The organism is Pseudomonas sp. PDM24 (assembly GCF_019218905.1).
Classification (GTDB): Bacteria; Pseudomonadota; Gammaproteobacteria; order Pseudomonadales; family Pseudomonadaceae; genus Aquipseudomonas.
In genome coordinates this window covers 328700-341497 of sequence record NZ_JAHUWR010000006.1, presented here as the reverse complement: position 1 = coordinate 341497, position 12798 = coordinate 328700, and the positions used below count along the sequence as shown (strand labels likewise).

12 protein-coding genes are annotated in these 12798 nt (G+C 58.3%); 9 read left to right on the top strand and 3 right to left on the bottom strand.

Translation table 11 applies throughout. The features are described 5' to 3' along the window. Positions 1-29 precede the first annotated feature (29 nt). A complete protein-coding gene (locus KW837_RS21165) occupies positions 30-926 on the bottom strand; it encodes a LysR substrate-binding domain-containing protein (RefSeq protein WP_218398423.1) in 897 nt (298 codons plus the stop codon). Between the two features lie 106 nt (positions 927-1032). On the opposite strand from KW837_RS21165, the gene KW837_RS21160 reads away from it, so the two are divergent. The 8 genes from KW837_RS21160 to rpoS all read left to right on the top strand — a co-directional run bounded on the left by KW837_RS21160 (position 1033) and on the right by rpoS (position 8168). Continuing rightward, positions 1033-2145 (top strand): S-(hydroxymethyl)glutathione dehydrogenase/class III alcohol dehydrogenase, encoded by a 1113-nt coding sequence (locus tag KW837_RS21160; protein WP_018927002.1) that lies wholly within the window; start codon positions 1033-1035, stop codon positions 2143-2145. Positions 2146-2153: 8 nt separating this feature from the next. Then, positions 2154-2999 carry an S-formylglutathione hydrolase gene (gene fghA / locus KW837_RS21155; RefSeq protein ID WP_218398421.1) on the top strand — a complete coding sequence of 282 codons (846 nt, stop codon included), beginning with the start codon at positions 2154-2156 and terminating at the stop codon, positions 2997-2999. A gap of 43 nt (positions 3000-3042) precedes the next feature. Continuing rightward, a complete protein-coding gene (ispF, locus tag KW837_RS21150; RefSeq protein ID WP_218398419.1) occupies positions 3043-3516 on the top strand; it encodes a 2-C-methyl-D-erythritol 2,4-cyclodiphosphate synthase in 474 nt (157 codons plus the stop codon). Next, a complete protein-coding gene (gene truD, locus KW837_RS21145; RefSeq protein WP_218398417.1) occupies positions 3513-4571 on the top strand; it encodes a tRNA pseudouridine(13) synthase TruD in 1059 nt (352 codons plus the stop codon). Before ispF ends, truD begins: the two co-directional genes overlap by 4 nt. Next, positions 4559-5308, top strand: a complete 750-nt coding sequence (gene surE / locus KW837_RS21140) for a 5'/3'-nucleotidase SurE (RefSeq protein ID WP_123501180.1) — start codon at positions 4559-4561, stop codon at positions 5306-5308. The genes truD and surE overlap by 13 nt, the downstream gene beginning before the upstream one ends. A gap of 41 nt (positions 5309-5349) precedes the next feature. Further along, complete coding sequence (locus KW837_RS21135; protein WP_173667553.1) at positions 5350-5985, top strand: protein-L-isoaspartate(D-aspartate) O-methyltransferase; 636 nt, start codon at positions 5350-5352, stop codon at positions 5983-5985. Between the two features lie 211 nt (positions 5986-6196). Beyond that, positions 6197-7054: a peptidoglycan DD-metalloendopeptidase family protein gene (locus KW837_RS21130; protein ID WP_218398415.1), complete on the top strand. Its 858-nt coding sequence runs from the start codon at positions 6197-6199 to the stop codon at positions 7052-7054. A 106-nt stretch (positions 7055-7160) separates the two neighbouring features. Beyond that, positions 7161-8168, top strand: coding sequence for an RNA polymerase sigma factor RpoS (gene rpoS / locus KW837_RS21125; protein WP_008072688.1), 1008 nt, complete (start codon positions 7161-7163; stop codon positions 8166-8168). A gap of 617 nt (positions 8169-8785) precedes the next feature. Here the strand turns inward: rpoS and fdxA are convergent. Beyond that, on the bottom strand, positions 8786-9109 hold the full coding sequence (gene fdxA, locus KW837_RS21120; RefSeq protein ID WP_003222178.1) for a ferredoxin FdxA: 324 nt from the start codon (positions 9107-9109) through the stop codon (positions 8786-8788). 142 nt (positions 9110-9251) lie between these two features. After that, positions 9252-11831 (bottom strand): DNA mismatch repair protein MutS, encoded by a 2580-nt coding sequence (gene mutS, locus KW837_RS21115; RefSeq protein ID WP_218398413.1) that lies wholly within the window; start codon positions 11829-11831, stop codon positions 9252-9254. A gap of 200 nt (positions 11832-12031) precedes the next feature. Between mutS and KW837_RS21110 the strand changes: the two genes are divergently transcribed. Then, a complete protein-coding gene (locus KW837_RS21110; RefSeq protein WP_008072692.1) occupies positions 12032-12766 on the top strand; it encodes an XRE family transcriptional regulator in 735 nt (244 codons plus the stop codon). Positions 12767-12798: the final 32 nt, after the last annotated feature.

The window sequence follows — 12798 nt, the reverse complement described above, 5'->3', positions numbered from 1 at the left end:
CGAATCTATCGCTGAATGCATTGGCAGATCTAACCACGATACTCCGGCCGTTTGGCCAACCCCTCCTTCAAGTAATCCACCAACTTGCGCACTTTCGGCGACAGATGCCGTTGCTGTGGGTAAAGCGCCCAAACCGCTGTGTTCGGCGGCTGATGGGCTTCCAGCAGCGAAATCAATTCGCCGTTTTTCAGGTATTCCAGCACGTAGTAATCCGGCAACTGACATAACCCAACCCCTTGTAGCGCGGCATCCAGCACCGCCTGCCCACTGTTGCAGCGCCAGTTTCCCTGTACTCGCTGGGAAAATTCCCGCCCGTTCTGTTCCAGTTGCCAGATGTCCGAGCTACCGATTAGGCAGTTATGGCGACTCAATTCCGACAAGCTGTGTGGGCGACCATACCGTTCCAGGTAGGACGGTGAGGCGCACAGGTACATGCGCCGTGGTGCCAGGCGCGTCGCGACCAATCTGGAATCCTGCAAGCGGCCGAGGCGGATGGCCAGGTCCAGCCCTTCATGCACCAGATCGAGCGGGCGGTTGCTCAGCTCGATGTCGACGCGCAGTTGTGGATACAGCCCCATGAAGCGAGTCACCAGCGGCACGATGAATCGTTCGCCGTAGGCCACGGCACAGGTCATGCGCAGCATGCCCTTGGGTTCGCTGGTCAGGTCGCCGACAGCGCGCAAGGCTTCTTCGCGACCGTCCTGCAAACGCTGGCAATGTTGCAAAAAGGTTTGCCCCGCCTCAGTCAAGGTGACCCGGCGGGTGCTGCGATAGAGCAAACGGGTTTGCAGGCGCTCTTCCAGTCGTACGATTTGGCGACTGATATGAGAAGAAGACACCCCAAGGCGTTCGGCCGCGGCAGTGAATTGGCTGCACTCGGCCACGGCAACGAACTCATCGATGCCTTCCCAGCGGTTTTCGGACATCAGGATTATCCCTGTATGGCAATAATGTTTTGCTTTTGTCCAGATTATTCATCGTAAGCCGCTGTATTACACTCCTTGTCTTGTTTTTATTCACTGGAGAGTCAGCATGATCAAGTCGCGCGCCGCCGTTGCCTTCGAGGCCAAGAAACCCCTCGAGATCGTTGAAGTCGATGTCGCCATGCCCAAGGCTGGGGAAGTTCTGCTGCGCGTCGTCGCCTCCGGTGTTTGCCATACCGATGCCTACACCCTCTCGGGCGCGGACCCGGAAGGCATCTTCCCGTCGATCCTGGGTCACGAAGGTGGCGCGGTGGTCGAAGCGATCGGCGAGGGCGTGACTTCGGTTGCCGTCGGCGACCATGTGATCCCGCTGTACACCCCGGAATGCGGCAAGTGCAAATTCTGTCTGTCGGGCAAAACCAACCTCTGCCAGGCGATTCGTGCGACCCAGGGTAAAGGTCTGATGCCGGATGGGACTTCGCGTTTTTCCTACAAGGGCGAAACGATTTTCCACTACATGGGCACCTCGACCTTCTCCGAGTACACCGTGCTGCCGGAAATCTCCGTCGCCAAAATTCCTAAAGAAGCACCCTTGGAAAAAGTCTGCCTGCTGGGTTGTGGCGTCACCACCGGCATCGGCGCGGTGATCAACACCGCCAAGGTCAAACCGGGTGACACCGTCGCGATCTTCGGTCTGGGCGGCATCGGTCTGTCGGCGGTGATTGGCGCGGTCAAAGCGAAGGCTGGGCGGATCATCGCCATCGACATCAATCCGGCCAAGTTCGAGATCGCCAGGCAATTGGGCGCTACCGATTGTGTAAACCCGAAAGACTTCGATCGTCCGATTCAGGAAGTGATCGTCGACATGACTGATGGCGGCGTCGACTTTTCCTTCGAATGCATCGGCAACGTCCAGTTGATGCGTGCTGCACTTGAATGCTGCCACAAGGGTTGGGGTGAGTCGGTGATCATCGGCGTGGCCGGTGCCGGTCAGGAAATCTCCACCCGTCCATTCCAACTGGTGACCGGTCGCGTCTGGCGCGGTTCGGCATTCGGTGGTGTGCGTGGGCGTACCGAGTTGCCGAGCTATGTCGAAATGGCCCAGACCGGCGAGATCCCGCTGGATACCTTCATCACCCACACCATGGGCCTGGAAGATATCAACAAGGCGTTTGACCTGATGCATGAAGGCAAAAGCATCCGTAGCGTCATCCATTTCTGAGGTCGGTCATGAGCCTGGAAAATATCTCCTGCCAGAAAAGCTTCGGTGGCTGGCACAAGCGCTACCGGCACCGCTCCGACGTGCTCGGTTGCGACATGGTGTTTGCCGTGTACCTGCCGCCGCAAGCGGAGCAGGGCGGTAAGCTGCCGGTGCTGTACTGGTTGTCTGGCCTGACCTGCACCGACGAGAACTTCATGCAAAAGGCCGGCGCCATGCGCATGGCCGCCGAGCTGGGGCTGATCATCGTCGCACCGGACACCAGCCCTCGCGGTCCTGATGTGCCGGGTGATCCGGATGGCGCCTGGGACTTCGGCCTCGGTGCCGGATTTTATCTGAATGCTACGCAGGAACCGTGGTCCCGCCACTATCGGATGCATGACTATGTCGTGCAGGAATTGCCGGCATTGGTCGAAGCGCATTTCCCGACATCGGACAAGCGTGGCATCAGTGGTCACTCCATGGGCGGCCACGGCGCGTTGGTCTGTGCGTTGCGCAATCCGGGGCGTTATCTGTCGGTGTCGGCGTTCTCGCCGATCAACAATCCAATGGATTGCCCTTGGGGCCAGAAAGCTTTTTCCCGTTACTTGGGCGAAGACCGTTCGAAGTGGCGCGAATGGGATGCCTGTGCATTGATCGCCGAGGCTGACGAGAAGCTGCCGCTGCTGGTCGATCAGGGTGATCGCGATGATTTCCTGGCCACCCAGCTCAAGCCTGAAGCCTTGCAACAGGCCGCCAAACTGGCAGGTCATCCGCTGACGTTGCGTCTGCAACCGGGCTACGACCACAGTTATTTCTTCATCGCCAGCTTCATTGACGACCACTTGCAACATCACGCACGCGCTCTAGGCCTCTAATGCAGGTAGAATCACGCCCTGACAACAATCGGGGCGTTTTTTTATGCGTATTGGCCACGGCTATGATGTGCACCGTTTCGCTGAAGGCGATTTCATCACTCTGGGCGGCGTGCGGATTGCACACGGCTTCGGGCTGCTCGCTCACTCCGACGGTGACGTCCTGCTGCACGCCTTGAGCGACGCGTTGCTCGGCGCTGCCGCGCTGGGTGATATCGGCAAGCATTTTCCGGACACCGACCCGCAATTCAAGGGCGCCGACAGCCGTGTGCTGTTGCGTCACGTTGTCGCGCTGATCCACGCCAAGGGCTGGAAAATCGGCAACGTCGATAACACCATCGTCGCCCAAGCCCCGAAAATGGCCCCCCATATCGAATCGATGCGCGCGCTGATTGCCGCGGATCTTCAAGTTGAGTTGGATCAAGTGAACGTGAAAGCTACCACCACCGAAAAGCTTGGCTTTGTCGGTCGCGAAGAAGGTATTGCCGTGCACTCCGTTGCCTTGTTGCTGCGCACATGAACGAGGCGCAATTGCTTGGCCCCCGGGCTTATGGTGAATCCCTGGGCAGCGCGGTACTGAAAGCCACGGCTGAAGATTTCCAGGTCGACGAAGTCCTTGATATTCCCCTGAGCGGCGATGGCGAACACCTATGGATCTGGGTGGAAAAGCGCGGTCTCAATACCGAAGAAGCGGCACGGCGCATCGCCAAGGCGGCGGGTGTGCCGTTGCGCACCGTCAGCTATGCCGGCCTCAAGGACCGTCAGGCGCTGACGCGCCAGTGGTTCAGCGTGCAACTGCCGGGCAAGGCTGATCCTGATCTGTCGGCGGCGGAAAACGACACGTTGAAAATCCTCAAGACCGGTCGGCATAAACGCAAACTGCAACGCGGTGCCCACTCGGCCAACGGCTTCACCTTGCGCTTGACCCAGTTCGCCGGTGACAAGGCAGCGATCGAAGCGCGTCTGCAACTGATCGCCAAGCAAGGTATTCCCAATTATTTCGGCGCCCAGCGTTTCGGCTTTGACGGCGGTAACGTGGTCGATGCTCGTGCCTGGGCGGCGCGCAAGGCCCTGCCGGAGCAACGCAATGTGCGTTCGCGGCTGCTTTCCACCGCGCGCAGTTTTCTGTTCAATCAAGTGTTGGCGGCGCGGGTCGCCGATGGCACCTGGCAGCGCGCGCAGGTGGGCGATCTGCTGGCGTTCACCGACAGCCGCAGTTTCTTCCCGGCGGGTGAAGCCGAATGCAGCGATCCTCGTCTGGCGATTCTCGACCTGCACCCGACCGGCCCGCAGTGGGGCAAAGGTGACTCGCCGACGTCAGGCGCAGTCCATGAACTGGAGCAGGCTATCGCCGCGCGCGAAGCGGATCTGCGCGATTGGTTGATTAACGCCGGAATGAGCCACGAACGTCGCATCCTGCGGCTGCCCATTGGCGGGTTGACGTGGCATTATCCCGAGCCTGACATTCTGCAACTGGAATTCGTCCTGCCGGCCGGATGCTTCGCCACCGTATTGGTGCGTGAACTCGTCGATCTGGTGCCGGTGGGGCAGACGGACAGCCCATGCGTATTCTGATTTCTAACGACGATGGGGTAACCGCACCCGGTCTCGCCGCGCTTTATGCTGCGCTGGCGGATTACACCGAATGCGTGGTTATCGCCCCGGACCAGGACAAAAGCGGCGCCAGCAGCTCGCTGACGCTCGACCGTCCGTTGCACCCGCAAACCCTGGCCAACGGCTTTATCAGCCTTAACGGCACACCCACCGACTGCGTGCACCTGGGCCTTAACGGCTTGCTGGAGCTTGAGCCGGACATGGTGGTTTCCGGCATCAACCTAGGGGCCAACCTGGGGGATGACGTGCTGTATTCCGGCACTGTGGCGGCGGCCCTCGAAGGGCGCTTCCTTGGGCGTCCTTCGTTTGCCTTTTCGTTCGTCTCACGGCAAGTAGAGAACCTTCCCACAGCCGCTTACTTTGCGCGCAAACTGGTAGAGGCTCACGCGGACCTTGATCTGCCACCGCGCACGGTACTGAACGTGAACATTCCCAACCTGCCGCTGGAGCACATCCGTGGTATCCAGCTGACCCGCCTCGGTCATCGCGCCCGCGCTGCGGCACCGATGAAAGTGGTCGACCCGCGGGGTAAATCCGGTTACTGGATCGCCGCGGCGGGGGACGCTGAAGATGGCGGCCCGGGTACCGATTTCCATGCGGTGATGCAAGGCTATGTTTCAATCACGCCACTGCAACTGGATCGCACCTTTAATGATGCCTTCAGAAGTCTCGATGGCTGGCTGGAGGGTCTGCGTTAATGGCTCGTGAACAAGATCATATTCTGCATCGCGGTATCGGGATGACCTCGCAACGGACCCGTGAGCGTCTGATTCAGCGCCTCTATGAAGAAGGTATTTCCAACGCCAAGGTGCTGGAAGTCATCCGTCGCACCCCGCGTCATCTGTTCGTCGATGAGGCGTTGTCTCATCGAGCCTATGAAGATACGGCGCTGCCGATCGGGCATAACCAGACCATCTCCCAGCCTTATATGGTGGCGCGCATGAGCGAGCTGCTGCTGGAAGCCGGTCCGTTGGACAAGGTGATGGAAATCGGCACCGGTTCGGGTTACCAGACGGCCGTGCTGTCGCAATTGGTCGAGCGGGTTTTTTCCGTGGAGCGAATCAAGGTTCTGCAAGACCGGGCCAAGGAGCGCCTGGTGGAACTGAACCTGCGCAACGTGGTATTTCGCTGGGGCGATGGTTGGGAAGGCTGGCCGGCATTGGCGCCTTACAACGGCATCATCGTCACCGCCGTGGCCACCGATGTGCCTCAGGCACTGCTCGATCAGTTGGCACCGGGTGGGCGACTGGTGATTCCGGTCGGCTCCGGTGAAGTTCAACAATTGATGTTGATCATCCGTGAGGAACAGGGCTTTTCCAGACGTGTTCTGGGGGCGGTGCGCTTTGTCCCATTGCTCAACGGGCCGTTGGCCTGAGCATTTGTTTCAGCGCGCTGAATTCTCTTCGATTGCCCGGGTCTTACAGCGGCATCGATTGGTTAAACGCAATTCATCTTCAGGCAGCAAACGTGTGCGCGAAGCGAATCCGCTTCATTAAAGTTAAAGCCTGTTCGGCCCGTTATACTTGCGACATTTCGTGCCGGAGCACGGCAATCCATATTTTCAGCCACCACAAAGGGAGCGGCGGGTGAGTCTCACAGTCATTGCGCAGCGAATGGGTATAACGAGCTTTCAGCGTCTGGTGACTGGCCTTGTCTTGAGTACCTTGCTGGTCGGATGTTCCAGCACCAAATCAGGTAGTGCGAGCGTCGTCGATCGCAACAACGCGGTCGCCCAGCGTCCGGCCGTGACCACCGGCCAATATGTTGTCCGACCCAAGGACACTTTGTTCTCCATCGCTTTTCGCTACGGTTGGGACTACAAAGCCCTCGCAGCACGGAACAACATTCCTACGCCTTACACGATCCATCCGGGTCAGACAATTCGCTTCGACGGTCGCAGCGGTTCAACGCCGACGGCGGTAGTGAGTTCGTCCAGTTCCTCACCTTCGTCGTCGAGTAAAACCACCGTAATTCGGCGCCAGGCAAATGGCGCTACAACCACTACAACAGTGCTTGCACCGTCCGTCGCCAACAAGCCGGCACCCGCTCCACTTCCTCCTGCCGGTCCGGCCCCGACGGGCTGGGGGTGGCCTTCTAATGGCATTCTGATTGGTAAATTCTCTTCAAACGGTAGTTTGAATAAAGGAATTGATATCGCCGGAGATTTGGGACAGCCTGTTTTAGCTGCGTCTGATGGGACGGTGGTATACGCCGGGAGTGGCTTAAGGGGCTACGGCGAATTAGTCATCATCAAACACAGCGACACCTACGTCAGTGCCTACGGACATAACCGCAGGCTGTTGGTTCGGGAGGGGCAGCAGGTCAAAGTCGGACAGACAATTGCCGAAATGGGGTCAACGGGTACAGACCGGGTGAAACTGCATTTTGAGATTCGCCGACAAGGTAAACCTGTAGATCCGCTGCAATTCCTGCCACGTCGTTGATTTGTTAACCAGCCTGTTCCGTCACGTAGAGGGAACAGGCTCCAGCGTTGCCAGGGATCAAGGCGCCGCTTGAGCTTGAGGTCGAACTCACCAAAGGACTATAACAATGGCTCTCAGTAAAGAAGTGCCGGAGTTTGACATCGACGATGAGGTTCTCCTGATGGAGACCGGCATCGCCACGGATTCGATGTCGAATGATGAAGGGGATGCACCACCTTCCGTTCGTGCCAAATCCAAACACTCCGCTTCGCTTAAGCAACACAAGTACATCGATTACACACGGGCACTCGATGCCACTCAGCTGTACCTCAACGAAATCGGCTTTTCCCCATTGCTCTCCCCGGAGGAAGAAGTTCATTTTGCGCGCTTGTCGCAAAGTGGCGATCCGGCCGGGCGCAAGCGCATGATTGAAAGCAACCTGCGGCTGGTGGTGAAAATCGCCCGTCGTTACGTCAATCGTGGGCTGTCGCTGCTGGACCTGATCGAAGAGGGCAACCTCGGCCTGATCCGGGCAGTAGAAAAGTTCGATCCTGAACGCGGTTTCCGCTTTTCGACCTACGCCACCTGGTGGATTCGTCAGACCATCGAGCGCGCGATCATGAATCAGACCCGGACCATCCGGTTGCCGATCCATGTGGTCAAAGAGCTCAATGTGTACTTGCGGGCTGCACGGGAGCTGACTCAAAAGCTCGATCATGAACCCTCACCCGAAGAAATCGCCAACCTGCTGGAGAAACCGGTAGGCGAGGTCAAGCGCATGCTAGGCCTGAACGAGCGGGTTTCTTCGGTCGACGTCTCGCTGGGTCCGGATTCGGATAAAACCCTGCTGGACACCCTTACCGATGACCGCCCGACCGATCCATGCGAACTGTTGCAGGACGACGACCTGTCACAGAGCATCGATCAGTGGCTCTCGGAGCTGACCGACAAGCAACGCGAGGTGGTCATTCGCCGCTTTGGCTTGCGAGGTCACGAGAGCAGCACGCTTGAAGACGTAGGCCTGGAAATCGGCTTGACCCGGGAGCGGGTCAGGCAAATTCAGGTTGAAGGCCTCAAGCGTCTTCGGGAGATTCTCGAGAAAAACGGCCTGTCGAGTGAGTCGCTGTTCCAATAAGCAACTCGTTCAACCGGTAACGAATAGCCCCGACTGGTTTGGGGCTTTTTGTTGCCCGGAATTTAAGAATTGCGTTGTTCTTTTGCACCACCTCAGGTTTGTAGTCTCGTGTTGTAAGTCTTTGCTTACTCTTTCGTAAGTGTTCGTTATTTTTACACCCTGGCAGTTGTCTATTTAACTTGTGGTATTCGTTTATATTATTGATTTGTATGATTATTTTTTTAGATTAACAGCGTGTGACAGACGCTTTCCGCGACAGAGGCCGATTGCTCTTAGTGGGGAATTCTCTAATATTTGAACTGTGTCGACGGATAGACACGCCCTTCAAGGAAGAGGGGAACGGACATCGCAGGAAGCGATTCATCAGGACGATGAAAAGGAACACAAGGAATAGGGAAAAAATGTGGGCGGGTCATACCGCCCCTTTTTTTGCCTGCAGAAAAGCAAAACATCAAGAATCAAAAGATCGCAGCCTTCGGCAGCTCCTACACAAACCACGTACACCCATGATTTCACGAGCATGCGCAATCTCTGTAGGAGCCGCCGAAGGCTGCGATCTTTTGATCTTTGGAAAAGCAAAAAGGCCCACAAGGGGCCTTTTCGAGAACACGGGGTAATCAGCGTTCGAGGTCTTTGATCTTGCCTTTGACGCCATCCCACTCTTCGGCATCGGGCAACGATTCTTTCTTCTCGGTGATGTTGGGCCAGATTTCCGCCAGCTCAACGTTCAGCTGAATGAACTCCTGCATATCTTCCGGAACTTCATCTTCGGAGAAGATGGCCACGGCAGGGCATTCTGGTTCGCACAGTGCGCAGTCGATGCACTCATCCGGGTGAATCACCAGGAAGTTCGGGCCTTCGTAAAAGCAGTCCACCGGACAGACTTCTACGCAGTCGGTGTACTTGCACTTGATGCAGTTGTCGGTGACGACGAAGGTCATTTCTAATTTTCTCCTCAGGCGGCGGCAGCGGAGCCCCTTCACGTTGGGGTCGCCAGGTTCGGGAGCGATAGTCTGCAGGTCAGGCTATTGGCCTGCAGCATCCCAAACCGCGCGAGATTCTAACAGCTTGCAGGCAAGTGCGTTAGATCCGTGTCTTTAGTGTATAGAGCATTTCGAGCGCACGACGCGGTGACATGTCGTCCAGATCAAGTTTGGCCAGTTCATCCAGCACCGGATGCGGCAGGCTGGCGAACATGTCGCTCTGCTGCGGCGTGACCGGTTTGCCTTTGGCCGGCTTCGCAACCTCATGAGGCAGCGCTGTGGATTCCAGTCGGCTCAGATGCTCGCGAGCCCGCACGATCACTTCGCTCGGTACACCGGCCAACTGCGCAACCGCCAAGCCATAGCTCTGGCTGGCAGGCCCAGGCAGCACGTGGTGCAGGAACACGATGCGTTCGTTGTGTTCGGTGGCATTGAGGTGCACGTTGGCCACCAGTGGCTGGGCTTCCGGCAGCACTGTCAGCTCGAAATAGTGGGTGGCGAATAGGGTGTAGGCCCGCAGGTGCGCGAGACGCTCAGCCGCCGCCCAGGCCAGGGACAGACCGTCGAAGGTGCTGGTGCCGCGACCGACTTCGTCCATCAGCACCAGGCTGCGTTCGGTGGCGTTGTGCAAAATGTTCGCGGTTTCGCTCATTTCAACCATGAAGGTCGAGCGCCCGCCCGCCAAGTCATCGCTGGAGCCGATTCGGGTGAAGATTCGGTCTACCAAGGACAATTCGCAACTGGCCGCCGGCACGAAACTGCCGATATGCGCCAGTAGCACGATCAATGCGGTCTGACGCATGTAGGTGGATTTACCGCCCATGTTCGGACCGGTAATCACCAGCATGCGGGTATTGTCGTCAAGGCTCAGGTCATTGGCCACGAACGGCGTGGTGAGTACTTGCTCGACCACCGGGTGACGACCCTGGGTGATGCGCATGCACGGCTCGCTGACAAAACGCGGGCAGTTCAGGTCCAGATTCAGTGCGCGCTCGGCGAGGTTGCTCAGCACATCCAGCTCGGCCAAGGCTGCGGCGGTGTCTTGCAAGGGCGGCAACTGGGCGATCAAGTCTTCGAGCAACGCTTCGTAGAGCATTTTCTCGCGGGCCAGGGCGCGGCTCTTGGCGGACAGCGCCTTGTCCTCGAACGCCTTCAGTTCCGGCGTGATGAAGCGCTCGGCACCTTTGAGGGTCTGCCGCCGAATATAGTCCGCAGGCGCCGATTCGGCCTGCTTGCTCGGCAACTCGATGAAGTATCCGTGAATCCGGTTATAGCCGACCTTCAAGTGCGACAGGCCGGTGCGGGCCTTTTCACGCGCTTCGAGATCGATCAGGAACTGCCCGGCGTTTTCGCTGAGCGATTGCAGTTCGTCGAGTTCGCTGTCGTAACCGGTTTTCAACACGCCGCCGTCACGGATGACGGCGGGCGGGTTGTCGATAATGGCTTTTTCCAGCAATGCCGCCAGTTCCGGATAGGTGCTGGTGGTCGTCGCCAATTGAATGATGTGCGGGGCTTCAAGCTCGGCCATCGCCACTTGCAACTCTGGCAGTGCACCGAGGGCGTCGCGAAGGCGCGCCAAGTCACGAGGACGGGCATTGCGCAGGCCGATCCGCGCCAGAATCCGCTCGATGTCACCGATTTCCTTGAGCTGCGGTTGCAGCTTTTCGAAACGGTAACCGTCGAGCAGGCAGGTGATCGAGCTCTGACGCGCCAGCAATACGGTCAAATCCCGCAGCGGACGGTTCAGCCAGCGAGTCAGCAAGCGGCTGCCCATGGCGGTCTGACAGCGGTCGACCACCGATTGCAAGGTGTTGTCGCGACCGCCGGCCAGGTTGGTGTCCAGTTCCAGGTTGCGACGGCTCGCGCCGTCCAGCACCACGGTGTCATCCAGGCGTTCATGACGCAGGCTGCGCAAATGCGGCAGGGCGGTGCGCTGGGTTTCCTTGGCGTAGCTGAGCAGGCAACCGGCGGCGCCGATCGCCAGGGTCAGGTTCTCGCAGCCGAATCCTTTCAGGTCCTGGGTGGAAAACTGCTGGCAAAGACTTTTCAGTGCCGAGTCACGTTCAAAATCCCACGGCGCACGGCGACGAACCCCACGACGTTTTTCCGCCGGCAGGTCTTTCGGCCAATCATCCGGGATCATCAGCTCCACCGGATTGACGCGCTCCAGTTCCGCCAACAGGTTTTCCCAGCCCTTGATCTCCAGCACGGTGAAGTTGCCGCTGGTGATGTCCAGCACCGCCAGCCCGAACAGACGCTCGTCACCCAGCACCGCCGCGATCAGGTTGTCCCTGCGCTCATCCAGCAGCGCTTCATCGCTGACTGTGCCAGGGGTGATGATCCGCACCACCTGACGATCCACCGGGCCTTTGCTGGTGGCCGGGTCGCCGACCTGCTCACAAATCACCACCGACTCGCCGAGCTTCACCAGTTTCGCCAGGTAACCTTCCGCGGCGTGGTAAGGAATCCCACACATCGGAATCGCCTGCCCCGCCGATTGCCCACGAGCCGTCAAAGTGATGTCCAGCAACTTGGCGGCCTTCTTCGCGTCTTCATAGAAGATCTCGTAGAAGTCACCCATGCGGTAGAACATCAGCTGATCAGGGTGCTGGTTCTTCAGGCGCCAGTACTGCTGCATCATCGGGGTGTGGGAGGACAGATCGGAGAGGGCTTTATTCATCGGAAATTCAGGAAAACTCGTTGAAAGGTGTAGGGCAAAGGAGGGGCATCGGCCCGGCTTTTCCGCGATGGGCGCAAGGTTAACATGGGCAGTCCGACCTACGCAGGCATGAAAGCGCCAAGGCACATTTCTGCTCTCTATGCACGATCTATGCAAATCAGCATTTGTCTTCCGAAAAAAGATCAAGCACTATGCACGTTATGCAAAAACGCAATGTTTCTACCGTCTTAAGAGCACTGCTCGATCAGCACGGGATCTCCCCCACGGAGCTTCACCGTCGCACCGGCGTGCCTCAATCCACTCTCTCGCGGATCCTCAGCGGGAAGATCGTCGATCCTTCGGATAAACATATTTCGAAGATTGCCGAATACTTCGCCGTGAGCACCGACCAGTTGCGTGGCCGTGCGGATGTCGCGCACGCCGCCAGCGCCGGGCGCGATGAGTCGCATTCGGAACTCAAGGACATAAGCCTGTGGGACGACGATACGCCCGTCGATGACGACGAGGTGTCGGTCCCCTTTCTTCGCGAGGTTGAATTGGCTGCTGGATCAGGAAGATTCGTCATCGAAGAGAGCGAGCGCTCTAGCCTGCGCTTCGGCAAGCGCAGCCTGCGCCATAACGGCGTGCAGTTCGATCAGGCCAAATGCGTGACCGTGCGCGGCAACAGCATGTTGCCGGTGCTGCGCGATGGCGCCACGGTCGGGGTGAATGCCGGTAAATGCGGGATTGGTGACATCGTCGACGGTGACCTCTACGCCATCAACCACAACGGCCAGTTGCGGGTGAAACAGCTTTATCGCCTGCCGACAGGGATTCGCCTGCGCAGCTTCAACCGCGATGAGCATCCGGACGAGGACTACAGCTTCCAGGAAATCCAGGAAGAGCAGATCGTCATCCTCGGTCACGTCTTCTGGTGGGGCATGTACGCCCGTTAACCTCACCGCTGTCAGATAAAACCCGCTGCCCG

What these genes read in the sequence shown, in the direction of transcription:
- KW837_RS21165 (WP_218398423.1), bottom strand. Translation starts at nt 926, where the DNA reads ATGTCCGAAAACCGCTGGGAAGGCATCGATGAGTTCGTTGCCGTGGCC.
- KW837_RS21160 (WP_018927002.1), top strand. Translation starts at nt 1,033, where the DNA reads ATGATCAAGTCGCGCGCCGCCGTTGCCTTCGAGGCCAAGAAACCCCTC.
- fghA (WP_218398421.1), top strand. Translation starts at nt 2,154, where the DNA reads ATGAGCCTGGAAAATATCTCCTGCCAGAAAAGCTTCGGTGGCTGGCAC.
- ispF (WP_218398419.1), top strand. Translation starts at nt 3,043, where the DNA reads ATGCGTATTGGCCACGGCTATGATGTGCACCGTTTCGCTGAAGGCGAT.
- truD (WP_218398417.1), top strand. Translation starts at nt 3,513, where the DNA reads ATGAACGAGGCGCAATTGCTTGGCCCCCGGGCTTATGGTGAATCCCTG.
- surE (WP_123501180.1), top strand. Translation starts at nt 4,559, where the DNA reads ATGCGTATTCTGATTTCTAACGACGATGGGGTAACCGCACCCGGTCTC.
- KW837_RS21135 (WP_173667553.1), top strand. Translation starts at nt 5,350, where the DNA reads ATGACCTCGCAACGGACCCGTGAGCGTCTGATTCAGCGCCTCTATGAA.
- rpoS (WP_008072688.1), top strand. Translation starts at nt 7,161, where the DNA reads ATGGCTCTCAGTAAAGAAGTGCCGGAGTTTGACATCGACGATGAGGTT.
- fdxA (WP_003222178.1), bottom strand. Translation starts at nt 9,109, where the DNA reads ATGACCTTCGTCGTCACCGACAACTGCATCAAGTGCAAGTACACCGAC.
- mutS (WP_218398413.1), bottom strand. Translation starts at nt 11,831, where the DNA reads ATGAATAAAGCCCTCTCCGATCTGTCCTCCCACACCCCGATGATGCAG.
- KW837_RS21110 (WP_008072692.1), top strand. Translation starts at nt 12,032, where the DNA reads ATGCAAAAACGCAATGTTTCTACCGTCTTAAGAGCACTGCTCGATCAG.